The organism is Arenibaculum sp. (assembly GCF_035998295.1).
Lineage (GTDB): Bacteria > Pseudomonadota > Alphaproteobacteria > Azospirillales > Azospirillaceae > DASYHS01.
The window spans coordinates 57,237-81,034 of the sequence record NZ_DASYHS010000279.1 but is presented as its reverse complement, the minus strand read 5'-3'; the positions used below and the strand labels follow the sequence as shown (position 1 = coordinate 81,034).

At 69.9% G+C, this 23,798-nt stretch carries 25 protein-coding genes and 1 tRNA gene; 10 read left to right on the top strand and 16 right to left on the bottom strand.

Annotated elements, in window-relative coordinates; all coding sequences use genetic code 11:
• Window positions 1–27: 27 nt before the first annotated feature.
• Window positions 28–1,197 (bottom strand): UxaA family hydrolase, encoded by a 1,170-nt coding sequence (locus VGO20_RS26365; protein ID WP_327505389.1) that lies wholly within the window; start codon window positions 1,195–1,197, stop codon window positions 28–30.
• Window positions 1,198–1,199: 2 nt separating this feature from the next.
• Window positions 1,200–1,568, bottom strand: a complete 369-nt coding sequence (locus tag VGO20_RS26360; protein ID WP_327505388.1) for a UxaA family hydrolase — start codon at window positions 1,566–1,568, stop codon at window positions 1,200–1,202.
• A 132-nt stretch (window positions 1,569–1,700) separates the two neighbouring features.
• Between VGO20_RS26360 and VGO20_RS26355 the strand changes: the two genes are divergently transcribed.
• The 3 genes from VGO20_RS26355 to VGO20_RS26345 all read left to right on the top strand — a co-directional run bounded on the left by VGO20_RS26355 (window position 1,701) and on the right by VGO20_RS26345 (window position 4,775).
• Window positions 1,701–2,648 carry a hydroxyacid dehydrogenase gene (locus VGO20_RS26355; RefSeq protein ID WP_327505387.1) on the top strand — a complete coding sequence of 316 codons (948 nt, stop codon included), beginning with the start codon at window positions 1,701–1,703 and terminating at the stop codon, window positions 2,646–2,648.
• A complete protein-coding gene (locus VGO20_RS26350) occupies window positions 2,645–3,658 on the top strand; it encodes an Ldh family oxidoreductase (protein ID WP_327505386.1) in 1,014 nt (337 codons plus the stop codon). Before VGO20_RS26355 ends, VGO20_RS26350 begins: the two co-directional genes overlap by 4 nt.
• 88 nt (window positions 3,659–3,746) lie before the next feature.
• A complete protein-coding gene (locus VGO20_RS26345; RefSeq protein WP_327505385.1) occupies window positions 3,747–4,775 on the top strand; it encodes a YeiH family protein in 1,029 nt (342 codons plus the stop codon).
• Between the two features lie 7 nt (window positions 4,776–4,782).
• Here VGO20_RS26345 and rpoH read toward each other — a convergent pair whose 3' ends face one another.
• Window positions 4,783–5,667 (bottom strand): RNA polymerase sigma factor RpoH, encoded by an 885-nt coding sequence (rpoH, locus tag VGO20_RS26340; protein WP_327505384.1) that lies wholly within the window; start codon window positions 5,665–5,667, stop codon window positions 4,783–4,785.
• A gap of 198 nt (window positions 5,668–5,865) precedes the next feature.
• Between rpoH and VGO20_RS26335 the strand changes: the two genes are divergently transcribed.
• A complete protein-coding gene (locus VGO20_RS26335) occupies window positions 5,866–6,636 on the top strand; it encodes a PRC-barrel domain-containing protein (protein ID WP_327505383.1) in 771 nt (256 codons plus the stop codon).
• On the opposite strand, the gene VGO20_RS26330 is transcribed toward VGO20_RS26335, so the two are convergent.
• Entirely contained in the window at window positions 6,609–7,532 is a 924-nt protein-coding gene (locus tag VGO20_RS26330) for a LysR family transcriptional regulator (protein WP_327505382.1), read from the bottom strand. The two genes, VGO20_RS26335 and VGO20_RS26330, sit on opposite strands and share 28 nt — an antisense overlap.
• Before the next feature lie 94 nt (window positions 7,533–7,626).
• Between VGO20_RS26330 and VGO20_RS26325 the strand changes: the two genes are divergently transcribed.
• Window positions 7,627–8,637 carry an NAD(P)H-binding protein gene (locus tag VGO20_RS26325; RefSeq protein ID WP_327505381.1) on the top strand — a complete coding sequence of 337 codons (1,011 nt, stop codon included), beginning with the start codon at window positions 7,627–7,629 and terminating at the stop codon, window positions 8,635–8,637.
• On the opposite strand, the gene VGO20_RS26320 is transcribed toward VGO20_RS26325, so the two are convergent.
• From VGO20_RS26320 to VGO20_RS26305, 4 genes are all read right to left on the bottom strand, one after another.
• Window positions 8,615–8,821: a hypothetical protein gene (locus VGO20_RS26320; RefSeq protein ID WP_327505380.1), complete on the bottom strand. Its 207-nt coding sequence runs from the start codon at window positions 8,819–8,821 to the stop codon at window positions 8,615–8,617. The genes VGO20_RS26325 and VGO20_RS26320 overlap by 23 nt on opposite strands.
• Window positions 8,822–8,908: 87 nt before the next feature.
• On the bottom strand, window positions 8,909–10,564 hold the full coding sequence (gene cydC / locus VGO20_RS26315) for a thiol reductant ABC exporter subunit CydC (protein ID WP_327505379.1): 1,656 nt from the start codon (window positions 10,562–10,564) through the stop codon (window positions 8,909–8,911).
• The gene (gene cydD, locus VGO20_RS26310) at window positions 10,564–12,285 is read right to left on the bottom strand and encodes a thiol reductant ABC exporter subunit CydD (protein WP_327505378.1); all 1,722 of its coding nucleotides are present in this window, start codon (window positions 12,283–12,285) and stop codon (window positions 10,564–10,566) included. The genes cydC and cydD overlap by 1 nt, the downstream gene beginning before the upstream one ends.
• Window positions 12,286–12,406: 121 nt before the next feature.
• Complete coding sequence (locus VGO20_RS26305) at window positions 12,407–12,631, bottom strand: hypothetical protein (protein ID WP_327505377.1); 225 nt, start codon at window positions 12,629–12,631, stop codon at window positions 12,407–12,409.
• Window positions 12,632–12,856: 225 nt separating this feature from the next.
• On the opposite strand from VGO20_RS26305, the gene VGO20_RS26300 reads away from it, so the two are divergent.
• Genes VGO20_RS26300 through VGO20_RS26290 form a run of 3 tightly spaced genes read left to right on the top strand, consistent with a single transcriptional unit; the run spans window position 12,857 to window position 14,716 of the window.
• Entirely contained in the window at window positions 12,857–13,336 is a 480-nt protein-coding gene (locus VGO20_RS26300) for a hypothetical protein (protein WP_327505376.1), read from the top strand.
• A gap of 12 nt (window positions 13,337–13,348) precedes the next feature.
• Entirely contained in the window at window positions 13,349–14,272 is a 924-nt protein-coding gene (locus VGO20_RS26295) for a CAP domain-containing protein (protein WP_327505375.1), read from the top strand.
• An 18-nt stretch (window positions 14,273–14,290) separates the two neighbouring features.
• On the top strand, window positions 14,291–14,716 hold the full coding sequence (locus tag VGO20_RS26290) for a GFA family protein (protein ID WP_327505374.1): 426 nt from the start codon (window positions 14,291–14,293) through the stop codon (window positions 14,714–14,716).
• Window positions 14,717–14,777: 61 nt separating this feature from the next.
• On the opposite strand, the gene VGO20_RS26285 is transcribed toward VGO20_RS26290, so the two are convergent.
• A complete protein-coding gene (locus tag VGO20_RS26285; protein WP_327505373.1) occupies window positions 14,778–15,608 on the bottom strand; it encodes a DUF2066 domain-containing protein in 831 nt (276 codons plus the stop codon).
• Window positions 15,609–15,766: 158 nt separating this feature from the next.
• A complete protein-coding gene (locus tag VGO20_RS26280; protein WP_327505372.1) occupies window positions 15,767–16,504 on the bottom strand; it encodes a terminase small subunit in 738 nt (245 codons plus the stop codon).
• 106 nt (window positions 16,505–16,610) lie between these two features.
• On the opposite strand from VGO20_RS26280, the gene VGO20_RS26275 reads away from it, so the two are divergent.
• Window positions 16,611–17,639 carry an HNH endonuclease gene (locus tag VGO20_RS26275; RefSeq protein WP_327505371.1) on the top strand — a complete coding sequence of 343 codons (1,029 nt, stop codon included), beginning with the start codon at window positions 16,611–16,613 and terminating at the stop codon, window positions 17,637–17,639.
• Window positions 17,640–18,029: 390 nt separating this feature from the next.
• On the opposite strand, the gene VGO20_RS26270 is transcribed toward VGO20_RS26275, so the two are convergent.
• From VGO20_RS26270 to VGO20_RS26250, 5 genes are all read right to left on the bottom strand, one after another.
• Window positions 18,030–19,859 carry a hypothetical protein gene (locus VGO20_RS26270; RefSeq protein WP_327505370.1) on the bottom strand — a complete coding sequence of 610 codons (1,830 nt, stop codon included), beginning with the start codon at window positions 19,857–19,859 and terminating at the stop codon, window positions 18,030–18,032.
• A gap of 65 nt (window positions 19,860–19,924) precedes the next feature.
• Window positions 19,925–20,410, bottom strand: coding sequence for an ABC-three component system middle component 2 (locus VGO20_RS26265; protein WP_327505369.1), 486 nt, complete (start codon window positions 20,408–20,410; stop codon window positions 19,925–19,927).
• Window positions 20,407–21,417: an ABC-three component system protein gene (locus VGO20_RS26260; protein WP_327505368.1), complete on the bottom strand. Its 1,011-nt coding sequence runs from the start codon at window positions 21,415–21,417 to the stop codon at window positions 20,407–20,409. Before VGO20_RS26260 ends, VGO20_RS26265 begins: the two co-directional genes overlap by 4 nt.
• A 322-nt stretch (window positions 21,418–21,739) precedes the next feature.
• Window positions 21,740–21,829 (bottom strand) — tRNA-Ser (locus tag VGO20_RS26255).
• A gap of 68 nt (window positions 21,830–21,897) precedes the next feature.
• The gene (locus VGO20_RS26250) at window positions 21,898–22,662 is read right to left on the bottom strand and encodes a class II glutamine amidotransferase (RefSeq protein WP_327505367.1); all 765 of its coding nucleotides are present in this window, start codon (window positions 22,660–22,662) and stop codon (window positions 21,898–21,900) included.
• Between the two features lie 119 nt (window positions 22,663–22,781).
• On the opposite strand from VGO20_RS26250, the gene VGO20_RS26245 reads away from it, so the two are divergent.
• Window positions 22,782–23,195 carry a VOC family protein gene (locus tag VGO20_RS26245; RefSeq protein ID WP_327505366.1) on the top strand — a complete coding sequence of 138 codons (414 nt, stop codon included), beginning with the start codon at window positions 22,782–22,784 and terminating at the stop codon, window positions 23,193–23,195.
• A 17-nt stretch (window positions 23,196–23,212) separates the two neighbouring features.
• Here VGO20_RS26245 and VGO20_RS26240 read toward each other — a convergent pair whose 3' ends face one another.
• Window positions 23,213–23,797, bottom strand: a complete 585-nt coding sequence (locus VGO20_RS26240) for a hypothetical protein (RefSeq protein ID WP_327505365.1) — start codon at window positions 23,795–23,797, stop codon at window positions 23,213–23,215.
• Window position 23,798 lies beyond the last annotated feature (1 nt).

Here is a 23,798-nt window from a genome sequence, read left to right as displayed (position 1 = left end):
GATGTCCGGCCGCCGCCCCGGCGGAAGTCAGGCGCTGCGGTAGAGCTTCGTCATCACGAACTCGCGATGGCCGAGCGCCTCGGCGGCGGTGAGCCGTCCGTTGCAGGTGCGGATCGTCATGTCGATCAGCGCGTCGCCTGCGTCGTCCAGCGTCATCTCGCGGCGCAGGACGCCGGTGACGTCGACGTCGACATGCTCGCTCATGGTCCTGACGGTACGGGGGTTCCCGGAGATCTTGACCACCGGCATGATCGGGTTGCCGATGACGTTGCCCTGTCCGGTCGGGAACAGGTGAACCACGAAGCCGCCCGCCGCCTGGAGCGTGCAGCATTCGGCGGCAGCGCTCGACGTGTCCATGAAGTAGAGACCAGGTCCCTTGGCCGGCATCTCGGCAGGCTCGAGAACGTCGATGTAGCGGGTGCTCTTGCCGATCTTCTCGAGGTTGCCGAAGGCCTTCTCCTCGATGGTGCTGAGGCCGCCGTACTTGTTGCCCTTCGTCGGCTGGCTATCGGAGAGGTCGTCGGTCTTGTGGGCCTCGATCACCTCCTCCTGATAGGCCTTCCAGGTCCTCAGGAACTTCTCGCGCGCTTCCGGGTTCGCCGCACGGTCGGCGCAGACCATCTCGGCGCCGGTGATCTCGGACGTCTCGCCGAAGCAGGTCGTGGATCCGGCGGGATCGAGCTTGTCGATCAGGTTGCCGACCGTCGGGCATGACGCCAAGCCGGAGGTCGTGTCGCTTTCGCCGCACTTGGTGGCGACCCAGAGCTCTTCGAGGCCGCACTTCTCGCGCTGCTTCTCGGTCGCCCAGTGCAAGAACTCCTTCGCGGCGCGCGACGCGCGGGCAATGGTGTTGATGTCGCCGTTCTGCTCGATCGCGAAGCCCTCGACCGGCTTGCCCGTCGCCGCGATGCCCTCGACTATGCGGCGCGTCCATTCCGGCTCGATGCCGATGACGACGACCGCGGCGACGTTGGGATTGGCGCCGGTGCCGATCATGGTCCGGAAATGGAGGTCGAGGTCTGCGCCGAACTGCAGGCGGCCATAGGCGTGCGGCAGTGCCATCACACCCTTGATGTTGTTGGCGACACCCTCGCAGGCCGCGTTCGAGATGTCGTCGAGCGGGAGCACGACGACATGGTTGCGGATGCCGACCCGGCCGTTCTCGCGCCGGTATCCCAGGAAATGGTCGCGCGCCATGTCTACCACCTCTTCGTCTTCACATTGTGGTAATGGACGTAGCCGCCCTGGCCGATATCCTCGATGGCCCGCCCGATATCGTGCTCGTACTTCAAGATCGTGTCGCCGGTCTTGATCGGACGGATCGCCACCTTGTGGCCGAGCGGTATGTCGGCCTGGGCGGTCACGGTGATGGTCTCGTCCGTTTCCATGACCCAGCCGGAAAGCTGATCGCCGGCGTGAACCGTCTCGACGACGACGACGCCGACAGTATCGGTCTTGTTGTGGACGACGAAATGCGGCGTCGGCCGGCCCTGCGCGTTGGGCACGCCGCCGCGCGCAACGCCGTCGGCCGGGCTACCCGATGCGGAACCCGCGGAATGCAGCGACATGCGCTTTCTCCCTTGCATATCGAATGCGGTGGCAACGGCGCTGAGGGTAGAGGCCGCGAAATCGGTTTGTCAATTGTTCATGTATCTTATATAAGACATCAAAGTTCAAGGAAGCCCAGGGAGGCGGCGCGCATGCCCGCGGACATCGTGATCTCCGAGTTCATGGACCTGCCCGCGGTCGAGCGGCTGCGCGAGGCCCATGAGGTGCTCTACGACCCCGGCCTCGTCGATCGGCCCGAGGATCTGCAGCGCCTGGTCGCCGACGCCCGCGCCCTGATCGTGCGCAACCGGACGCAGGTCCGGTGCGCGCTGCTGGCCGCCGCCGGGCGCCTCGTCGCGGTCGGGCGGCTGGGCGTCGGGCTGGACAACATCGACGTCGATGCGTGCGCGGCACGGGGGATCGGCGTCCATCCGGCGACCGGCGCCAACGACCTTTCCGTCGCCGAATACGTCGTCACGGGGGCGCTGGTGCTACTGCGCGGCGCCTATGGCGCGACCGCCGACGTGGCCGAGGGGAAATGGCCGCGCCAGCGCCTGATCGGGCGGGAGGCTGCCGGCAAGACGCTCGGCCTCGTGGGGTTCGGCGCCATCGCCAGGGCGACGGCGGAGCGCGCGGCCGCGCTCGGCATGCGCGTACTGGCCCATGATCCCTTCGTCGGTCCCGACGATCCCGCCTGGGTCCGCCATGGAGCCGCCCCGTCGCCGTCGCTGCAGGCGCTGCTCGCGCAAAGCGACGTCGTCAGCCTGCACGTACCGCTCGTTCCCGCGACCCGGCATCTGATCGACGAGGCCGCGATCGGGTGCATGAAGCCGGATGCGGTCCTGATCAACGCCGCGCGCGGGGGCATCGTGGACGAACACGCACTCGCCCGCGCGCTGGAGGGCGGGCGGATCGCGGCGGCAATGCTCGACGTCTTCGAGGGCGAGCCGCTGGGATCGGACAACCCGTTCCGGGGCCTGGCGAACGTGATTCTGACGCCGCATGTCGCGGGGGTGACGGTGGAATCGAACGAGCGGGTCAGCGCGGTCGTCGCAGAGACGGTCCTTCGTGTCCTTTCGCCTTCGGGAGACCGGCGATGAACGGGGCGCGGCTCACTCTGGGAGAGCTGCACGAGCTGACCGCGCGGGCCCTGGTGGCGGCCGGGACCCTGAGGGAGACGGCGGACGTCGTCGCCGATGCGCTCGTCGCCGCGGAGGCGGACGGTCAGCCGGGCCACGGGATCTCCCGCCTCGCCAGCTATGCCGATCAGGTCCGCAGCGGCAAGGTCGACGGACGTGCCCGCCCCTCCGCCACGCGGCCGGCGCGGGCGGCGGTCGCCGTCGACGCCCGCTGCGGCTTCGCCTATCCCGCGATCGCCATGGGCGCCGAGCTTGGCGCGGAGGTCGCCGCGCAGTGCGGGATCGCCGCGCTCGTGATCGGGAACTCGCACCATTCCGGCATGGCCGGCCATCACGTCGAAAGCCTGGCCCGGCGCGGCATGGTGACGCTGGCCTTCAGCAACTCGCCTGCGGCCATCGCGCCCCAGGGTGGGGGGCGTCCGCTGTTCGGGACCAACCCGATCGCCTTCGCATGTCCGCGCGCCGGCTCCGATCCTCTCGTGATCGACCTGTCGCTGTCCAAGGTCGCGCGCGGCAAGGTCATGGTGGCGGCAAAGGCGGGCGAAGCCATTCCCGAGGGCTGGGCGGTGGACCCCGAAGGCCGTCCGACCACCGACGCGCGGGCAGCACTGGCCGGCGCCATGCTGCCGATCGGCGACGCCAAGGGGGCGGCGCTCGCGATGATGGTCGAGATCCTGGCAACCTGCCTTTCCGGCGCCAATTTCGGCTTCGAGGCAAGCTCCTTCTTCGACGCGGAAGGGCCTCCTCCGCGGGTCGGGCAGTTCTTCGTCCTGCTCTCGCCCGATGCGGTCGGCGCGCCGGGGTTCGCGGAGCGGGTCGAGACGCTGTGCGCCGCCGTGCTGGCCCAGGGCGGTACCCGCCTCCCGGGCGATCGCCGCTACGAGGCCCGCAGGCGCGCCGAGCGCGAGGGCGTCGTGCTTCCCGACACCCTGTTCGCAGACTTGGTGCGCAGAGCGGGGTCGACGGATTAGGATGCCCCGCCCGGACGCGGCCATGCCGCGGCCGCGTTCACGCCGATCTCATTCCCGCCGACCTCTTTCCAGCCGCGACCGAGTTCCCATGTCCGCTTCGAGTTTTGCCGCCAAGCTGTCCACCGGTACGGTTCCGTGGGTCCGCGCCCATTTCCCGGGGCTCATGTTCAGCGCCGTCGTCGCGCTGGCCGCTACCTTCCTGTCCGAGCATTACGGCGCGCCCACGATGCTGTTCGCCCTGCTGCTCGGCATGGCGTTCAACTTCCTGGCCCAGGAGCCGAGGTTTGCCGCCGGCATCGCCTTCGCGGCGCGCCAAGTGCTGCGCGTCGGCGTGGCGCTGCTCGGTGCGCGCATCACCTTCGACCACGTCGTCGGGCTCGGCTGGGGCGCGTTGGCGGGCGTGGCGGCGGCGGTCGGCCTCACGATCGGCTTCGGGGCGCTGGGAGCGCAGATGCTGGGCCTGCGCACCCGCTTCGGCATCCTGTCGGCCGGCGCGACCGCGATCTGCGGCGCTTCCGCGGCCGCCGCGATCTCCGCCGTCCTGCCGCGCTACGACGAGCAGGAGCGCGACACCGCGTTCACGATCATCGGCGTCACGACGCTGAGCACCGTCGCCATGGTGCTGTACCCGATCATCGCGACGGCGTTCGGATGGAGCGACACCGAGACCGGGATCTTTCTGGGAGGCACGATCCACGACGTGGCGCAGGTCGTCGGGGCCGGCTACAGCGTCTCGAACGAGGCCGGCGACACCGCGACCATCGTCAAGCTGCTCCGGGTGGCCCTGCTCGTGCCCACCGTGCTGCTGATAGCGCTGGCGGCCCGGCGGGTCGCGCCGACCACGGCAAAGCGGCCTTCCCTGGTTCCCGGCTTCCTCGTCGCGTTCGTCGCGATCGTCGTCCTGAACAGCCTCGGCCTCGTGCCCCAGGCGGCGACCGCCGCCATGACCGCCGCCTCCTCATGGTGCATCGTGATCGCGATCTCGGCCCTGGGCGTCAAGACGGCGCTGGGCTCGCTCCTCTCGGTCGGCCATCGGGCGATCGGGCTCATCGTCGTCGAGACGGCGTTCATCGCGGCCGTGGTGATCGCGGTCCTTTCCGCGATCCGGGGGGCGTGAGCAGGCCTCAGGCCGGGAGCAGGGAAGGCCGCCGCAGCCCCTGCGCGGCACTCAGCACCGCCTTGCGCAGCTTCTCGAACGCCCGAACCTCGATCTGGCGGATGCGTTCGCGCGAGACCGAGTACCGCGAGCTCAGCTCCTCGAGCGTCGACGGGTCGTCCTTCAGCCGGCGCTCGAGCAGGATGTGGCGCTCGCGCTCGTTCAGGACGGTCATCGCCTGGGACAGGAGCCGCCGGCGCATCGCGAACTCCGCCGCCTCGCCGACGGCCACCTCCTGCGAGGGCCGTTCATCCGCCAGCAGCTCGATCCATTCGTGCTCGCCGTCCTCGCCGACATTGGTGTTGAGGGAGCTGTCGGACGCCGCGAGCCGGCGGTTCATCTCCATCACCTCGGCCTCGGGCACGTCCAGCTCGGCCGCGATCGTGCGCAGGGCCGCGGGCGGCAGGTCTCCCTGCTCCAGCTCCTGCATCCGGCCCTTGATCCGGCGCAGGTTGAAGAAGAGCTTCTTCTGGGCCGCCGTCGTGCCGATCTTCACCAGCGACCAGTTGTGCAGGATGTATTCCTGGATCGCCGCGCGGACCCACCACATCGCGTAGGTCGCGAAACGGAATCCCCGCTCGGGGTCGAACTTCTCGGCCGCCTGCATCAGCCCGACATTGCCCTCGGCGACGAGGTCGGCCAGCGGGAGCCCGTAGCCGGCGAACCCGCGGGCGATCTTGATCACCAGCCGGAGATGGCTGCCGACGAGCTGGCGGACCGCGTCCTCCTCCCGATGCTGGTTCCATGCCGTCGCCAGCTCCCGCTCGCGTTCGGAGCTGAGCATGGGGTAGCGGCCGGCTTCCTGGAGGAAGCGGTTGAGGATTGCGTCCTGGCTGTACGTCGTCGCGGTCAAGGTGATGCACCTCCCGGAATGCCCGACCGGCGCCCCGGCCGTTCGGGCGCCGTCCCCTGTTCAACCGTCCGAACGCGGCATTTGGTTCCGTCGAACCGCAGGGGGCGTTGCCGGCGGAGAGGCTTCCAGGAACGACAGGGGCCCGCAACTTGTTGATTCGACGGGTCGAGCGAGACCGGCAGTCGAAGGAAAGCGGCCATGTTCTGGAACCTCGAAGCGATGCGCGACTACGGTCTGCGGGCCACGGACGGCGACATCGGGCAGATCACCGACGTCCTGCTGGACGACGCGGCCTGGTCCGTCCGGTACGTCGTGGTGGACACCGGAAGCTGGTTGCCCGGCCGGAAGGTCCTGATCCCGCCGAGGGCGTTCGGCGAACCGGACACGGCGACCCGCGCCTTCCCGGTCGACCTCACCCGGGATCAAGTCAAGCACAGTCCCGACATCGATTGCGACCGCCCGGTCGGCCGGCAGCAGGAGGAAGCGTTGTACGGCCATTACGGCTGGGCGCCCTACTGGGGTGGACCGGCCGCGCCGATGTGGGGCGCCCCGATGGCGGAACCGGTGCCGGCGGACTACCCGGCGACCATGAAGACGCCTGGAGAGCGCGATCCGTCCCGGCCGGAGGACACGGGCGGCGATCCCCATCTGCGCAGCGGGCGCGAGATCGAAGGCTACGCGATCGAGGCCGAGGACGGCTCGATCGGTCACGTCCAGGACTTCCTGATCGGGCATGACTGGCGCATCCGCTATCTCGTGATCGACACGCGGAACTGGCTGCCGGGCAGGAAGGTCGTGGTCCCGCCGGACTGGGTCCGCCGGATCGACTGGGCGACCCGCGAGGTGGACGTCGACCTCACCCGCGAGCAGGTGAAGAGCAGCCCGGAATACGACCCGCTGGTCCAGCTCGACCGCGGGTTCGAGGAGCAGCTGTACGGCTATTACGGCCGGGTCCCGTACTGGATCTGAGCATACTCGGCCAGGCCGGCGGCGAGCGCGTCGAAGACGACGCGGCACTGGCGGCTGGAGCGCAGGTTCTCGTGCATCGCCAGCCAGGTATCGAGCGCGAGCTCGAAATGCCCCGGCAGGACGCGCACGAGATCCGGGTCGCGCGCGGCGAGCGCCGCCTGGCAGATGCCGATGCCGTAGCCGGCCCTGATCGCGGCGAGCTGGGCGAGGTCGCTGTCGGACCGCAGGGCGAACATCGCGCGCCGGATGCCGGCGGCGCGCGCGAGCATGCCCCGGATGGCGGGCGTCTCGGTGTCGAAGCCGATCAGCGAATGGTTCGCGAGATCCTGGAGATCCGCCGGGACGCCGTACCGGTCGAGATAGCGGCGATGGGCATGCAGGCCGAGCACGACGTCGCAGACGCGCTTGGCGAGCAGCGCCTCCTGGCTCGGCCTGACCATGCGCACCGCGATGTCGGCGTCGCGCCGGAGCAGGTCCTCGACCCGGTTGGACAGCGCGAGCTCGATCACGAGCTCCGGGTATTCCCGGCGCAGGCCCGTCAGGATCGGCGGCAGCACCTCGACCCCGACCACCTCGCTGGCGGTCACCCTGACGGTCCCGCGGACCGCACCCCGCGCCGCACTCCCGTGGCCTGAGGCGGCCCTGAGCAGCGAGGCGGCGGTCGCGGCCAGCGCCTCCGCATGGGGGCGCAGCTCGGACGCCGCCTCCGTCGGGGTCAATCCGTCCCGCGACCGCGTGAAGAGCTGGAAGCCGACCGCCTGCTCGAGCGCGTCGAGGTGGCGGCCCACCGTCGGCTGGGCGACGCCCAGCGAGCGTGCCGCGCCGGACAGGGAGCCCTCGCGCAGGACGGCGAGGAAGGTGCGGTAGAGATCCCAGCTCGGCTCATGGACCGTCATTCAGAATAGTATGGATACCGCACGCATTAAGGCAATTCCGTTCGGCCGCCGCCGGACCGATCCTGCCCGGACCGATACCGGAGGAGACAGGATCATGGCCCAGGAACGGATTGCGCTGGTTCTCGGAGCGACGGGAGGGATCGGCGGCGAGGCCGCCCGGCGCCTGCATGCGCGCGGCTGGACGGTAAGGGCGCTGCACCGCGCCCCGGAGACGGCGGCGGCCGGCCGGTCGCCGCCCGGCTTCGAGTGGGTCCGGGGCGACGCGATGCGGGCCGCGGACGTCGCCGGCGCGGCGCGCGGGGCCGGCCTGATCGTCCACGCCGTCAACCCGCCCGGCTACCGCAACTGGGGCGGGCTGGTGCTGCCGATGCTGGAAAGCACGATCGCGGCGGCGCGCCTGTCCGGCGCGCGCATCGTGCTGCCGGGGACGGTCTACAACTACGGCCCCGGCGCGTTCCCCGTGATCGGGGAGGATGCCCCCCAGGCTCCGACGACGCGCAAGGGCGCCATCCGGGTCGAGATGGAGCGCAGGCTGCGGGCGGCCGCCGGGACGGGCGTGCGGAGCCTGGTGGTGCGTGCCGGCGATTTCTTCGGCCCGAAGGCCGGGAACAACTGGTTCTCGCAGGGGCTTGTGAAACCGGGACGCCCGGTTGGGTCCGTGAGCCGTCCGGGCCGGCGCGGCGTCGGCCACCAATGGGCCTACCTGCCCGACGTCGCCGAGACCATGGTGCGGCTGGTGGAGCGGGAAGCCGACCTGGAGGCGTTCGACACGTTCCACATGGACGGCCATTGGGATGCCGACGGCGAGGCCATGATCTCGGCGATCCGCCGCGCGGTCGGCCGGCCGGACCTGAAGGTCCGGGGCTTTCCCTGGTGGCTGGTCCGCGCGGCGTCGCCCTTCGTGCCCCTGTTCAGGGAGCTGGGGGAGATGCGCTACCTGTGGCAGGTGCCGGTCCGCCTCGACAACGCGCGCCTGGTCGCCCTGCTCGGGACGGAGCCGCGCACGCCGCTCGACGGCGCGGTCCGGGCGACGCTCATCGGCCTGGGATGCCTGGATGCGGACGCCGGAGCCCCGGCGCCGGTCAGCGCGCGCGCAGGGGCGTGAGCCCGGCGGCTTCGGGATCGAAGAGGGAGGGACGCGGGGGCGTGCGGGCGAGTTCCCGCTCGGCCGCGTCGCGGAAGGCCTGCTTCACGTGTTCCGGCCGCCGCGCCCATGCGATGCCGGTCCGGTCGCTGGCCTGGTAACGGCATATGGCGAGATCCTCCCGCCGCCTGGGATCGATCCTCATCGTTCTATCCATCCTTGCCACTCCCTAGGGGCAACAGCCCGTCGGCACGGGCCGTTCCAGGGGGAGCATGCAAGTTCCGCGCAAGGCTCAGGCGAGCCGGCCCCCTTCCAGCCGGCGCACCTCGTGCATCGCCGCGAGCCCGGCCGGGCGATGCGTGATCAGCAGGACGGTCCGGCCTTCCATGTGGCGCGCCAGCGCGGCCCATACCTCCGCCTCGGTCTCGGCGTCGAGCCCTTCGGTCGGCTCGTCCAGGACGAGGACCGGCGCTTTTTCGAGCAGCACCCGCCCAAGGGCCAGACGGCGTGCCTGCCCGCCGGACAGCATCGTGCCCGCCTCGCCGACCCAGGTGTCGAGCCCGTCCGGCAGGTCCCGCACGAAATCGGCGAGACGAACCTCCGCCAGCACGGACCACAAGGCCGGGTCGTCGGCGTCGGCGCGCCCGACCAGCAGGTTGTCGCGGATCGTCGCGTTGAACAGCGGCTCGGACTGCGACAGGTAGCCGATCCTGGCGTGGAGGTCGGCCTGGCGCAGCCGCCGCAGGTCGACGCCGCCGAGCGCGACCGTGCCCGCGTCCGGGTCCCACAGCCGGAGCAGCAGGCGGGCGATCGTGCTCTTGCCGCTGCCGCTCGGCCCGAGGACGGCGAGGCGGCGGCCTTGCGGAAGGTCGAGGTCGAAGCCCGAGAGCACGGCCGGGCCGCCGGCGTCGTAGGCGAAGCGCACGCCGCGGAACGCCACGCCGGTGCCGGGCGGCGGCGGCGCCGGCGTCTCCGGGTCGCGGATCGCCGGCTCCATCTCCGCCACCTCGCGCAGGCGGCGCGCCGCCCCGGCGGTGCGGCCGAGGAGCTGGAAGGCCGAGGGCAGGGGGGCCACCACCTCGAACAGCCCGATCACCGCGAGCACCAGCCCGGCCAGCAGCGCCGGGGGCATGCCGCCCCGGGTCACCAGCGCCGCGCCCAGGGCGAGGGCGGCCAGCAAGGTCGCGCCGGAACACAGCGCCGTCATCGCCGCCGACAGCCCGGCGATCCGCCCCATGCGCCGCTGCAGGTCGGCGAGCACCGCGACGGCGGCATGGACGGGTTCCGCCGCCCGCGCGGCCGCCCCGAAGACGCGCAGCTCGGCGGCGCCCTGGATGTCGCGGACGAGACGGTCGCGCAAGCCGGCCGAGACCGAAACGATCTCCCGGCCGAGCGGCTCGCCCAGGCGGCGGGCGAGCAGCGGCACCGCGACGCCGGCCAGCACCATGCCGCCGACCACCGCGAGGGCGACGACGAGGTCGACGGAGCCGATCGCGGCGAAGGCCAGCACGGCGACGGCAGCGGCGACCACCGCGGGGGCGAGGATGCGCAGGTACAGCGTGTCGAGCGCGTCGACGTCGGCGGTCATCCGGGCCAGCAGGTCGCCCGAGCGCAGCCGGCCGAGCTGCGCCGCGTCGAGCCGGGCCGCCCTGGCGAACAGCCAAGCCCGCAGGTCCGCCAGCACGCGGAACGTCGCCTCGTGCGTCGCCAGCCTCTCGCCGTAGCGCGAGGCGGTGCGGAACAGCGCCAGGAAGCGGATGCCGGCGCTGGGGCGGAGCAGGTCGAAGCCCGCCGCCCCGGCCGACAGGGCGGCCGCGGCGACGAACCACCCCGACAGGCCGAGCAGCCCGATCCCGGCGAGCGCGGTCGCCAGCATCAGCGCCGTCCCGGCCACGAGCCAGGGCAGGCGCCGCGCGAACAGGCGCAGGAAGAAGCCGAGGTCGCGCATCAGGCCGCCTCCACCGCCGCGGTTCCGCCGGCGATCCGGATGCGGCGGTCGGCCCAGGCGGCGACAGCCGGGCTGTGGGTCGCGACCAGGACGGTCCGGTCGCGCGGCAGGCCGCCCAGCGCGTCGAGCACCAGCCGCTCGTTGCCGGCGTCGAGGCCGGCGGTCGGCTCGTCGAGCAGCAGCAGCGCGGAAGGGCGCAGCAGCGCGCGGGCGAGTGCCACGCGCTGCGCCTGCCCGCCGGAAAGGCCGAAGCCGCGCTCGCCGACGACGGTCCCGAGGCCGGAGGGCAGGGCCGCCGCGAACTCGTCGACGCGGGACAGCGCCAAAGCGGCCTGCACCCGCGCGTCCGGCGCGTCGGGATCGGCGAGGCGGACATTGTCGAGGATCGTGCCGGGGAACAGGCGGGGGTTCTGGCCGACCCAGCCGACGAGGCGGCGCAGCGTCGCCTCGTCCATCTCCTCGACCGGGATGCCGCCGAGGGTGGCGCGGCCCCGGTCGGGGGCGAGGAAGCCGAGAAGGATCGCGAGCGCCGTCGTCTTGCCGGAGCCCGACGGGCCGACCAGGGCCACGCGCTCGCCCGGGGCGACGGCGAGGTCCATGCCATCGAGGATGATGCCGCGGCCGGGGCGGGCCAGGGTCACGCCGTCGAACCGGACGGCGAGCGGGCCGGGCGGCGGGACGGGACCGCGTTCGGGCCGGGGCGGCGGCGAGGCTTCCAGGATCGGCCGCAGCTCCCGCGCGGCGCCCACGGCCTGGGCGCGGTCGTGGTAGTAGGCCGAGAGCTGGCGCAGCGGCTGGAACAGCTCCGGCGCCAGGATCAGGACGAACAGGCCGCGGCCGAGCGTCATCTCGTCGGCCGGCCCGAGGGAGATCCAGCCGAGCAGGGCGAAGCCGACATAGATCGCGACCAGCGCGACGGCGACCGCGGTGAAGAACTCCAGCACGGCCGAGGTCAGGAACGCGATCCGGAGCACGGACATGGTCCGCCGCCGGAACTCCTGCGCCGCCGCCTCGACGCCGCGAAGCTCGGCCTCGGCCCGGCCGAACAGCTTCAAGGTCACGAGCCCCTGGAGGCGGTCGAGGAAGTGCCCGGACATGCGGGCGAGGGCCTGGAACTGCTCCTGGCTGGCCGCGGCCGCCGCGCCGCCGATCACCATCATCAGCACCGGCACCATGGGCACGGCCAGCAGGAGGATGGTCCCGGCGAGCCAGTCCACCGGAAACACCGCGGCCAGGATCGCGAGCGGGACGAGCACCGCGACGACCGTCTGCGGCCGGTAGCGCGCGACCCAGCCGTCGAGCGCGTCCGTCTGCTCCATCACGGCGGCGGTGAGGGCGCCGGCGCCCAGCGGTGCCGCGAAGCCGGGGCCGAGCGAGACGACGTGGTCGTAGAGCCGGGTGCGCAGCGCCTGCTTGACCCGGGCGGCGGCGGAAGCACCCGCCCGCTCCCACGCCCAGGCGGCGCCCGCGCGGCCGAGGACGACGGCCGCCAGCGCCGCCAGCATCCAGGCCGGGAAGGCGTCGGCTTCCCCGTCCGCCGCGCCTGCGGCCACGGCGGCGATGACGGCCGCGACCAGCGCCGCCTGGGCGACCTGGAGCAGGCCTGCGGCGGTGCCGGCACCGACGCAGACGAGATGCATGCCCCGGCCGGGCCGCGCCGTTTCGCGCAGCCATTCGCGCTCGATGGTGCCGGCCCGCCCGGCCGGCCGGTCCTGGGCCACCCGCGTCCCCTCCCGTCGCCGAAACCGGGGCGAAACCTAGGTCCGGGCGGCCGGGATGTCACGGGTTTCGATCAGGCGGGGGGCAGGGTGCGGCGGCGAAGCGCACCCGCCCTCGAGCCGCCTACTTCTTCTTGTCGCCGGTCAGGGCGCCGATCGCGGCACCGCCGGCGCCCCCGACCAGCGCGCCGGTCAGCAGGCTGCCGCCCGCCAGCACGCCGATTGCGGCACCACCCGCGGCGCCGATCGCGCCGCCGCTGAGCGCGCGCTGCTCCATGTCCGAGAGGCCGGAGCAGGCCGAGGTCCCCGCCAGCGCCAGCATCAGGACCGCGATCGTCGTCTTGCGCATTTTCGGTTCTCTCCCGAGTTCGTGTTCCACCAGCACCGCGCGGGCACGGGTACCCGCCGCGCTGCCGTTCGTGATGCTGTGGAATGTGGAGGGTGGGGTGTGACCTTTCCGGGATTTCGGGGTAGCGGTACCTCCAAAGCGCCGGGGCGGCCCGATGGCGTGCAACCTTCGCCCGGTCCCGGCGGTTGGCGGCATGCGGATGTGCCGGGTGAGGGAAGGGCGATCATGGCGGACGAGGCGGACAGGCCCCCGGGCAAGGCGCCCGAAGGCGGGCCCGAAGGAAAGCGGGCGGAACGGGACGCGGAGGGCGGGCCTCCGGTGCGCCCGCCCTCGACGATACCGGACCCCGGCGCCGAGGGGCGCGGCCCCGTGCCGCCGCGCAGCGAGGCCGTGCCGCCGGAACTGCCGCGGGCCGAGCGGGCCTTCGTGATGGCGGGGCCGCCGGGCAGCGTGAGCGAACGGACCGACGCCCGCCCGGCCGGCCCGCCGGGCGGCCAGGCGCCGCCCGCGGACGAGCTGGCGCAGCGCCGGGCGCGCGACGAGACGGCGCGCCTGCGCGCCCGGGTCGAGGCGATCGAGCAGGAGAACCGGGAGCTGTGGGCGATGCTGATCGAGGAGCGGCGCGAGCGCGTGCGCGAGCACGACCGCATGAGCCGGCTGGTCGAACTGGCCCGGCGCAACCCGCCGGCGCCCGAAGGCCGTTAGGATCGCGGCGGGATGAAGACGACGACGTTAGGAACGCTGCTGGGGGCGGCCGCGCTCGCGGCATTGTGGGCGTGCCCGCCGGCGGGAGCCGCGGAGACGGGCGACCTCGACCGGCTGCGCGGTGCCGCCCTCGACCTCGTCAACGAGCGGCGGCGCGAGCACGATCTGGCGCCGCTGCGCTTCGACGAGGCGCTGAACGCCGCCGCCCAGGCCCATTCCGAGGACATGCTGGCGCGCGGCTACTACGCCCATGAATCGCCCGAGGGCGAGACGGTGATGGACCGCTACCTGTCGGCCGGCGGCAGCACGGCGCGCGCCGTGGCCGAGAACATCGCGCGGTGCGACGGCTGCCCGCCGCCGCCCGGCCGCCCGGACGTGGCGTTCCTGACCGAGGGCTGGATGGACAGCCCGGGGCATCGCCGCAACATCCTCGATCCCGGCATGGACCGCTTCGGCTTCGGCATCGTGGCCGGCGAGGATGCCGGCCTCTACGCGACGCAGACCTTCGCCGGGCCGGGCGCGCCCCGGGGTGCCGGAACGGACGGGGGCGCGCCGATCGGGCCGGAGGTGCAGCAGGCCCTGCTGGTCGACCACGTCAACGAGGCGCGGCGCGAGGCCGGCGTTCCCGAACTCGACGCCAGCGCCGACCTGTCGAAGGCCGCCCGGGACGCGGTCCCGGAGGATATTTCCGCGTTCGATCCGGCGGCGCTGGAGATGCCGGCGTCCTGGCGCACGGCCTCGATCGTGGCGGGTAGCTGCGGCGGCTGCGGGACCCGGCCGACCGAAGCGGACATCAGGTTCTTCGTGCGGCAATGGCTGGACCAGCCCGACTATGCGCGCCGTCTCACGGACCCGGCCTACACCCATGCCGGCATGGCGCTCGCCGCCGACGGCGACGGCCGGAAGCTTGGGGCGGCCGTCCTCGCCGGGCGCTGAGCATTCGGAGGCGACGACATGGACGAACCGGGTCATTCCGGCGGCTGCGCCTGCGGGGCGGTCAGGATCGAGGCGTCGGGCGAGCCCTACCGCGTCGGCCTGTGCCACTGCCTGACCTGCCGCAAGCGCCATGCCGCCCCCTTCAGCGCGTTCGCGGTCTTTCCCCGGGAGCGGGTCCGCTTCGGCGGCGGGGAGATCGCGGCGTTCCGGTCCTCCGGCACGGGGCAGCGGCATTTCTGCCGGGCCTGCGGGTCGCCGCTGTTCTACGCCGAGGACGGATCGGACGAGATCGAGCTCTATCTCGGCTCCTTCGACGAGCCGAGCCGCTGGATGCCGACCTACGAGGCCTGGGACCAACGCCGGGAAGCCTGGCTGCCGGACCTGCCGACGGTGACGCATCGCTACGAGGAGAACCGGACCGGCACCGGCCGGACCGAAACCTGATGCCCCGTTCCGGCCGGTAGAAAAACTCCTCTCCCGTTGCACAGGAGAGGGGGTTTTCCACCTACTCCGGCTGGCCGTTGCCGGACAGGATCCGGGCGGCGCCGCCGATGCCCTTGCGGAACGCCTCGTCGAAGCCGCCGCCGCGGTGCTCCCAGCGATGGTTCCGGCCATCCGCGGCGAAGCGCCATTCGGAGATCCAGCCATGGGCCTCGTCGCTCCAGGTCAGGCTGCCGAGCAACACCAGGTCGGCGTCGGCCGCCTCGGCGACCGCGTCGAGACCTTCCGGCTCCGCCGTCGGCAGAGCCTGCACGGTCAGGCCGTGCTCCGCCAGGACCGCGGCCCGCGGCAGGGCCACCGGGATGCCGAAGCGGTCGGCGGCCAACGCCAGCGCGACGCGCTGGCGCTTCAGGTTCATGCCGCCGTCGGCGGTCAGCAGGTGGTCCTTCGGGCCGTTGCGCATGCCGATCACGGCGACGAAGCCGGGGCGGGCCGCCGTCCAGGGCTTGCGGCCCAGGGACTGCAGGGCGGCGTCGATCTTCCGCGGGTCGAAGTCGACGGTGAGATCGTAGGGCCGGTCCCGCGATCCCTGCTCGTCCGCGAGCGGCTTGCCGTCCATCCGGTCGCGATAGCCGAACCCGACCACATAGGCGCCCGCGTCCTCGGCCATCGCGGCGACGCGCGGGTCGTCGACCAGGCGCGGATCGCCCGAGACCTTTGCCAGCACGTAGCGCAGCGCCTCGGCGATGCCGCCGTGGCGCGTCTCCTCGCGCTGGCCGGTCACGATGGCGCGCGCCCGGTACAACTCGTCCCGCTCCGCCGCCAGGGCGGCGAGGGGCGATGACAAGGCCGCCAGGACCGCGACGACGCCGATACGCTTCCAGAAACCGCGCATTCCCGAAGCTCCTCGTACGGACGTGACAGGCCCGCACTTAAGCAGGTTGCCGCCCGCGAGGGAAGGGCACGCCGTAGGGGTGGCGGGTCCGCTTGCCTGGAGGCCCTCCTTGGCATGCGCCCTGATATTCCCCTGATGGCAGCCCGCCCGGCCGGCGGTCACCCGGAGATGGCGAGCTTGCCCGCGGGAACCGGCAGGGGCTGGTCGCGCAGCCGGGCCTTCAGGCTGCCGGCGCCGTGCGGAGCGGCGACCGCCAGCGGGCCGGCCAGCGGACCGGCCACCGGGCCGGAGGGCACTTGGGCGTCGAAACGTGCGGGAATGTCATGCTTCGTCACGGCCCCGGTCTTCGTCTTCGGCCCGGCCCCGGCGCGCATCTCGCGGCGCAGCTCCACGCGCATATCCTGGCGCAGTTCCGCCATCTCCTTGCGCAGCTCGTCCACCAGTTCCGCCCGGACCTCGCCGCGCAATTCCTCGCGCAGCTCGTCCCGGACCTCCTCGCGCAGGTCCTCGCGCAGGCGATCGCGCTCGGTCCGGGTCTCGGCGCGGACGGCGCCGACCTCCTTCTCGAAGCGCCACCGGTGGACCAGCAGGCGGCTGGCGGCGGGGAACTGCCCCTGCTCGACCAGCTTGCCGTACAGCTCGTCGTGCTGCCGACGCATCTGCTCGACAAGGGCTTGGTGCCGGTCCTCCTCCTCGGCGGACAGCTCGCCGAGGCGGGCCTGGACGTCGTCGCGCGCCCACAGCTCCGAGCCGCGCTGGCGCGCCGAGCCGGGGGCGTAGCCGGCGCGGCGCGCAGCCTCGGCCAGGGACACGCCGCCGGCAGCGACGACGCGGCAGAACAACTCGATGCGCGGGGCCAGCGGCCGGGCGTCGGGCGTGGCGGCGGTAGCGACCATGGGGTGTCCTCCTCGTTCCGGCAGAAAGAACAATAAGAGAACATCTACCCGCGGCAGTCAAGAGGCGGTTACACGGCCCTCTGCCGGAGGTTGAGGCGGCGCATGAGTGAGCCGCGCTAGACGCGACGACGGCGCTGTCAATATACTGGGTTATGAAGAGACCGAAGCCGATCGTCGCGGAGAGCGTGACCTGCTACGCGCCGCGAACCGCCACGCCGCCGTCGCGCATGGGGGCATGGTGAAGGCCGTCTTCGATACCAAACCCGGCTCGGGCTACGACGACAGTACCGAGCGCTACCACTTTCCCAGATCTTACCTGGGACACGCGCGAGCCTGCGTCGGCGACTGGGTGATCTTGCGTGAACCACGGAGGAACGGGGGCAGGCGCGCCTATGTCGCTGCCGCCCGTGTCGAGCGGATCGATCCGGACCCCGACCGCGCCGGTCACAGCTACGCCATCCTTCGTGATTATCTGCCGTTCGATGTGCCGGTGCCGTTCAGAAGCCCCGACGGCCACCGCGAGGCCATCTTGCGTGCGGTTCCCGACCCGACGCAGGTAGGGCGTGCATTGCGCGGCGCGTCGGTCAGGCCGATCCCCGACGACGACTTTGCCGCGATCGTGAACGAGGGCCTGCGGGAGACGCTGTCACCCGCCAACGCGGTGCGGCTCGAGCTTGACGCGATGCACGTCGATCCCGCCACGGCGGCGCTCATCACCGCGGCACCCGCGGAGCGGAGGGTCGAGCAGGTACTGATGAACCGCAAGGTTCGCGATGCGGCATTCAGGCGGGCCGTGCTCGCCGCCTACGATGATACCTGCGCCGTCACCGGCATCAAGATAGTGAACGGCGGCGGCAGAGCGGAGGCTCAAGCTGCGCATATCTGGCCGGTGGCGGACGGTGGCCCCGATGTCGTTCAGAACGGCATCGCGCTATCCGCGACGGTGCACTGGCTGTTCGACCGGCACCTCATATCCATTGATGACGACTGGCGTCTGCTGGTGTCGCACAACAAAGTGCCGCCGGAGCTGCGCGAGTTGTTCACCCGTCACCAAGACCGGATCAGGCTCCCGAAGGACCGCAGCCTTTGGCCTCATCCAGCATTCGTGGCCCGCCACCGCGAGCACTATGGATAGCGGTCAGCGCTCGTTTCAGTTTTAGCCTGATTTTGTGGCAACTGCGGGCGCGGTTTCGCTGAGACCGGGGCTGCGGCATCAGGATGGGTCGTTGGCCGCAGGCAGTGATGTAGCGGATAGTGTGGGGCAAGCTCCACCCTTGCCTTGTGTTATAGTTTCGTTGTGTTATTTGGCATCCCTCGGCGCCATCGGCGTAGCGCCGCGGTGTGGCACATGCAAGGATCCTCGCAGTACGAAAGGGGCGCTCCTTAGAGTCAGGGCCAAACCACTGGCGTTCAGCGTTAACTCAACTGCAGACCACATCACAGTCCCTGCGCAGTTGGCTCGCCAAGTCTATGGGTGGCGGTCACTAACGTCGTCATATTCTCGCGCGATCGTCAGTGCTTAATCTCAAGTCGAGTTGGCCCTGTTAGTCCGAAAGAAGCCTGTCCTGTCCCCATCGCCCTCCTCTCCAGCAAAGACCGTGACCTTTGCGTTCTGTCCTAATTCAAATGGAGGGGCGTCGTTCTCGACAATGATGTATTGAACGTCATCCACAGTGCGAAGTAGATACTCGTAAAAATAATGATTTAGCTTTGTCTGGCTGATCGCCTGCTCATCTTTATCCAAGGCGCCATGTCTCGACCTATGGGCGTCACGATAGCTCAACAGCGGACTGTCGAGTGCAATGATACCCGGATGGGGCAAGCCATGGCGGCGGCAGAAGATCAGCACACCAATCTTGAACGCGGCGTGCATCAATGCGCGGACACCCTTGCCATTTCCGCGGCGACTTTCGCCGTTGAGCAGGATGTCGTGGCTCTTTGTATCGAACGACACCCGCGGCGGTCCGGGATACTTCCAGGCGTGCAGCACGGACTGAACATCTTGAGCAAACTCGTCACCGATAGCACCGCTGATACCCGCGATGACACTGCCACGAGGCAGGGTGGTCGGCTTAAACGCCTCGATCTCTTTTTTTCGCACCTGAAGGTCTTCGATCCGGCGTAGAACCGACAGGCCACGACGAACGTGCTCCCGGGCCCGATCGAGACGTTCATAGTGGGCGCGGACCGAACTCTCTAGAGGTTGCTCTGCCCTAATGGATGCCTCGATCCCCTCGATCTCCGCTGTTTGGTTCGAAATGGAGGCGCTGAGGCCGTCGTGCTTGCCGCGCAAAGCACCAATAGTTCGCTGCAAGTCGGCCTGTTCTAGTCGGATCTTTGCGACCTCAGCCTCGACGGCCGCGTAGGTGCGCTCGATCTCATCCAATCCATGGCGATGACGTTGATGTTCCGGATCCGCGCCGCAGTGGGGGCATGGACGCTGCGCACCAGCGAGCAGCGCCGCCCCACCCTCAGCTAGAGCGTCGAGGCGCATGATGTCGTTTTCATAGACCTTCGCGAGGATGTCGAAACGATCGAGCGTCAGCCTAACGCCGGAGCGCCGCTCCTCCAGAGACGCAAGCTCGTCGAGGGCTGCACGGCGCCGGGCTCGCAGCTCGTCGAGCATCCCTTGTCGTGCCGCGGCCTCAGCCTCCACGGAGCTAAGGGCTTCCGCTATACGCTCCTCCTGAACGGGCAGTTCCGCGCTGTCAGGCCAGCCCTGTTGCAATTCCTCCTCAGCGTCGGCGATGAGCTCATTTATTAACTCTAGCTTGCCAGCGTTGCCCCTGCGCTGTGTCTGCGAGTTCTCCGTTGTGACTGTGGCCGAACCGTCGATCCCTGTAAGGTGGAATTTGAAGACGTTCTTGTTGAAGGTATCGCCTGCCCGCGGGTCGATCACGATCGGGCTCCATGTTGCCATCATGTTCGTTTCGTCCGTGAGGACGTAGGGCGTTACGTGGCGAAATGTGAACGCGTTCTTCTCCCCGTTCAGAGTCCTGTCGATCTGCTTGTCACGGATACCAAGTTCGCGGAGGAGGAAAGATGAAAGGCTGAGGGACTTTGTCTTATGATCCGCTGAGAGGGTCTGGCCAGACGTGCCAGGGGCCTCGGGATCCACGTCGCCCTTGTACAGGGCGTAATTTCCTCCAGAGACCGCTCGCTCGATCGTGACCCGTCCGCTCGCCGGCAAGTCGAGGCTCAACCAGACACGCTCGTAACCACGCAGCATCCTGATGTCGGGAAGGGGCGACCCGCTGCCGAACATGAAATCGAGCGCAGCGAGAATGAACGATTTGCCGGAGTTGGAAGCGCCCCAGACGAGGTTGAGCCCGTCAGCGAAATCTAGATCCGACAATGGGACGTCGGGCCCGGTAAAAGTCAGCCGTCGCAAGATGAAGCGTGGAGGAGGCATAATCAGGCTTACCGTGCGGATCTATCGGCCACACCGAACGCCTCGGCCCAGTCGCCGATCTGGTCTCGTAGCCGCTCTCCGAAGCCAGCCTTCGTGTATTGCCTCACCTCGTCCCGGATCCAGGCCGAGCAGCGCTTTAGGTGCTCCGAGTACGGCGTCTCAAGTAGCTCAATGTAGGCTGCGGCCTCATCGGTGGCGTGGTAGGAGATCCCATACTCATCGTGAGCCTCGGCCACTAAGTGGCATTGCTGCATCAGCCGCAGACTTTCCTCTATCAGACGACGCCGGACGAGAAGCTCTCCCTTTCGATCCGGAAGAGCGGTGTGAAGGCTCCGCGGGCCGCCGTGATCGCCCGTATGGACCACAACGTGGTCGAACAGAATCATCTCGGCAAGGTCCGCCTTTACCGGACGCAGGTGCTCTAGGATGATCACCGCCCGGATGCCCGTCTCCAAGGGCGAGTTGTAGAGGTGGCCGAACTCGTCGAACCTCATGGTGTCCACTTCATGGTCCCCTCATTCGCGAGGTGATGGCACATGCCCTGACGCACAGGCACCCGCGCGAGCTTGCCCCCGATGGCGGCGGCCATCACCGAGGCATGGTCCATCACGGCGCAGAGGCGGTCAAACCCTGTTGGGTGCCTGCGACGATGGACGCCTACTACCCCAAGGTAAACATCCTGCTGAAAGGCTTCGAGCGCATTGGCATCGGTGTTATCCCGATGGAACCGCTTGAAAACGGCGGCCTCGAAGAACCGGGTCCGTTGGTCGCTGAGGTCGGGCCCATACTCCTTATCCGCCAGGACTGCTTCGACAGTTACGAAGGAAGTACCACGGGCAGCACCGTACACCTGTCTGAGTTGGTCGAGGTACTCGATCTCCTCCGCCTGTAGAGTTGATGGTGCGACCCCAACTGGAGCGTCGCCGGGCACCACCTTGAGAACGCGGGTGAGTGCTGGCCCCGCCGCGGAATGCTTCACGATTCCGGTAGCCGGAAGGTAATCGACCTGACCGAAATCGTAGGCCTCAATGGCGGCCCTGATCTGCGGCGTCAGCGGGGTTTTGCCGTTGCCGCGCCCGGTGATACCCGTCAGGCAGTAGGTATCCCAATCCGCCAAAAGCCTTGCCTTAAGGGTGGACGGGTTGAGGATCAGGTCGCGTAAAGGGCCCGTGACGTTGCGTGGGGCAACGAAGACGTACTTGGTCGGCAGCGTCAGGTAGGCCCCTTCAATGTAGTGATAAAACAGCTTGCCGAGTTCGACGAGCGCTTCCGGGGCCCCGAGAGCGCTGCCTTTGGTTTTCCGCTTACACTGGTAAAGGTGCCAAGGCCCCTCATGCTTGGCCGGTGTCAAGAAGCCTACAACGTCGCGGCCCTTATCATTGGCCTGACCCATCCTGTGGACCGCGAGATACCCGGCACCGATGCAGTCGGCAAAGAGCTCAATGAACTCCTCCAGCTGGTCTTCATCCAGCTCCTTCAGGCGAATGGCGAGGCTGGTCACGATCCTTAATCCGGGGAGAGGCCTTCTTAAGTGTGAGGCCCGCGTAAACGCGAATGGCGAGGAGTGAGGGCTCGTCAGAGGCATTACCTGGGCTTTACATACAGAACCATGCTCCAACGTACTAGTGAGAAAATGATTTTCCGGCCACTTACCAGAGAATGAGGAGAAAGGAGACGCTGGAGGGGAGCGACAGCGGGATTGCTGAGGTGGACCCTGAGGAAACCCGTCTAGCAGCAATCGAGCTAGCTCATAGGGAGATCGCGGCGAACGCCCGTGCTTGGCGAGTGAATGTCTGCGCTGTTAATGGTATGCGGCAGTGAAATGGCGGATGGGGTGGGATTCGAACCCACGGTGGGCTTGCACCCACGGCGGTTTTCAAGACCGCTGCCTTAAACCACTCGGCCACCCATCCGGCTTCGGCGTATCGCACGGGGTTGTGTAGCATCGGCCGCGGCTAGCAGCCAAGGGGGATGGCGATGCTCAGCCGACCGGCTCGCCGTCGCGGAACGCGACGAAGCTGTTCCGGTCCATCACGGTCCAGGTCTCGTTCGCGGTCAGGGGGTGGGTCGCGACGACGGTCACGACGTCGTGGGGGGTGGTCTCCTGCGCGAAGTCGACGGTCAGGTCCTCGTCCACCAGGGTCGCCGGGCCGAAGGGGCTGCGGCGCGTGATCCAGGCCAGCTTCGTGCCGCAGTGGCAGAACAGGGCACGGCCCTCGGTCAGCAGCATGTTGAACACGCCCAGTTCCGCGAGGTCGGCGGCCAGCGCGCGGATCTCGCGCGCGAGCGCCGGCATCGTGGGCGCGTCGTGCCAGCGGGCGCGCAGCCGGTCCAGGATCCAGCAGAAGGCGTGCTCGCTGTCGGTGGTGCCGACCGGCCGGTAGTAGTCGAGCGGGCGCCGCTTGATGCCGCGGAGCTGGCCGTTATGGGCGAAGGTCCAGTTGCGGCCCCACAGCTCGCGCGTGAAGGGATGGGTGTTCTCCAGCGAGATCCGCCCGCGATTCGCCTTGCGGATGTGGCACACGACGACCCGGCTCTTGATCGAGTAGCCGCGGATGAAATGCGCGATCTCGGACTGGACGGACGGGCAGGGGTCGTGGAAGGCCCTGCAGCCGCGGCCGTCGTAGAAGGCGATGCCCCAGCCGTCGCGGTGCGGGCCCGTGCCGCCGCCGCGGCGCATCAGCCCGGCGAAGCTGAAGCAGATGTCCGTCGGGGTGTTGGCGCTCATTCCCAGGAGTTCGCACATGTGCTCTGTCTAAGGTGTCGGTCGGCGGGACGCAACCTCCCGCCGGGAACGAAACCTTCGGCCGGGGGATGGGTTGCGCCTGAGGACGGATATCGGCCGAGCAAAGACAGGAGGGGACCGTGCCGCGAATCGACGGCATCCTGGAGACCGCGCTCTACGTCGCCGACATGGACAGGGCGACGGCGTTCTACGCCCGCGTCCTCGGCCTGGAGGCGATGGTCATGGGGCCCAGGCTCACCGCGTTCGACGCCCGCGGCAACGGCGTGCTGCTGATCTTCCAGAACGGCACCACCGAGGAGGACATCCCCGCCAGGGGCGGGATCGTCCCCGGGCACCACGGCAGCGGAAGGCTGCACATGGCGTTCAAGATCCCCGGCGCCGAGCTCGACGCCTGGCGCGCCCATCTCGGCGAGCAGGGCGTGCCCGTCTACAGCGAGGTCAACTGGTCGGCGGGCGGCACCAGCCTCTATTTCCACGACCCCGACGGGCACGTGATCGAGCTGGCGACGCCGGGGCTGTGGCCGAACTACTGAAGCCTACTGAAGCCCGCCTACTGAAGCCCGTCGCGGGCCGCGAGCCGCGGCGGGTCGGCGGGAGCATCGGGCTCGTCGAAGTCGGGCAGGGCCGGGACGCGGCGCAGCACCTCCTCCAGGTCGGCGCGGGCGGCGGTCGCCGAGGCGGCCAGGCGCGGGCTCGCCTCCTCGCCGCCAGCCAGCCGCGCCAGCGCCTCGTCCAGAAGCGCCAGTTCCGGGCGCAGGACGTCGTGCGCCACCAGCGGCAGGACCGCGCGGTCGAGCATCGCGCGGAAATGGACGCCGGCCGTGCGGACGTAGAGCGTCAGCATCGCCGCGTCCAGGCGCCGGAACTCCTGCCCCAGGGCATCGGCCCGCGCGCCCTCCAGGCCCGGCAGGCGCAGGTTGATCAGGCTGACGAGGGCGCGGAAATCGTCGATCTTGGCCCGGAACGCCCGCCAGAAGGCGAGGTTGCCGGGCCGCGGGTCGCGCAGCGCCGCCTGGGTCAGTTCGACCGCCTGATGGGCGTGGGCCTCCAGCGCGCCCAGCATGGCCACCACCTCGCGGCGGGCGTGCTCCTGCCGTTTGTCGCGCTCTTCGCGCTCCACCTCGCGCGGGCCCATC

What these genes read in the sequence shown, in the direction of transcription:
- VGO20_RS26365 (WP_327505389.1), bottom strand. Translation starts at nt 1,197, where the DNA reads ATGGCGCGCGACCATTTCCTGGGATACCGGCGCGAGAACGGCCGGGTC.
- VGO20_RS26360 (WP_327505388.1), bottom strand. Translation starts at nt 1,568, where the DNA reads ATGTCGCTGCATTCCGCGGGTTCCGCATCGGGTAGCCCGGCCGACGGC.
- VGO20_RS26355 (WP_327505387.1), top strand. Translation starts at nt 1,701, where the DNA reads ATGCCCGCGGACATCGTGATCTCCGAGTTCATGGACCTGCCCGCGGTC.
- VGO20_RS26350 (WP_327505386.1), top strand. Translation starts at nt 2,645, where the DNA reads ATGAACGGGGCGCGGCTCACTCTGGGAGAGCTGCACGAGCTGACCGCG.
- VGO20_RS26345 (WP_327505385.1), top strand. Translation starts at nt 3,747, where the DNA reads ATGTCCGCTTCGAGTTTTGCCGCCAAGCTGTCCACCGGTACGGTTCCG.
- VGO20_RS26335 (WP_327505383.1), top strand. Translation starts at nt 5,866, where the DNA reads ATGTTCTGGAACCTCGAAGCGATGCGCGACTACGGTCTGCGGGCCACG.
- VGO20_RS26330 (WP_327505382.1), bottom strand. Translation starts at nt 7,532, where the DNA reads ATGACGGTCCATGAGCCGAGCTGGGATCTCTACCGCACCTTCCTCGCC.
- VGO20_RS26325 (WP_327505381.1), top strand. Translation starts at nt 7,627, where the DNA reads ATGGCCCAGGAACGGATTGCGCTGGTTCTCGGAGCGACGGGAGGGATC.
- VGO20_RS26320 (WP_327505380.1), bottom strand. Translation starts at nt 8,821, where the DNA reads ATGAGGATCGATCCCAGGCGGCGGGAGGATCTCGCCATATGCCGTTAC.
- cydC (WP_327505379.1), bottom strand. Translation starts at nt 10,564, where the DNA reads ATGCGCGACCTCGGCTTCTTCCTGCGCCTGTTCGCGCGGCGCCTGCCC.
- VGO20_RS26305 (WP_327505377.1), bottom strand. Translation starts at nt 12,631, where the DNA reads ATGCGCAAGACGACGATCGCGGTCCTGATGCTGGCGCTGGCGGGGACC.
- VGO20_RS26300 (WP_327505376.1), top strand. Translation starts at nt 12,857, where the DNA reads ATGGCGGACGAGGCGGACAGGCCCCCGGGCAAGGCGCCCGAAGGCGGG.
- VGO20_RS26295 (WP_327505375.1), top strand. Translation starts at nt 13,349, where the DNA reads ATGAAGACGACGACGTTAGGAACGCTGCTGGGGGCGGCCGCGCTCGCG.
- VGO20_RS26290 (WP_327505374.1), top strand. Translation starts at nt 14,291, where the DNA reads ATGGACGAACCGGGTCATTCCGGCGGCTGCGCCTGCGGGGCGGTCAGG.
- VGO20_RS26285 (WP_327505373.1), bottom strand. Translation starts at nt 15,608, where the DNA reads ATGCGCGGTTTCTGGAAGCGTATCGGCGTCGTCGCGGTCCTGGCGGCC.
- VGO20_RS26280 (WP_327505372.1), bottom strand. Translation starts at nt 16,504, where the DNA reads ATGGTCGCTACCGCCGCCACGCCCGACGCCCGGCCGCTGGCCCCGCGC.
- VGO20_RS26265 (WP_327505369.1), bottom strand. Translation starts at nt 20,410, where the DNA reads ATGAGGTTCGACGAGTTCGGCCACCTCTACAACTCGCCCTTGGAGACG.
- VGO20_RS26250 (WP_327505367.1), bottom strand. Translation starts at nt 22,662, where the DNA reads ATGTGCGAACTCCTGGGAATGAGCGCCAACACCCCGACGGACATCTGC.
- VGO20_RS26240 (WP_327505365.1), bottom strand. Translation starts at nt 23,797, where the DNA reads ATGGGCCCGCGCGAGGTGGAGCGCGAAGAGCGCGACAAACGGCAGGAG.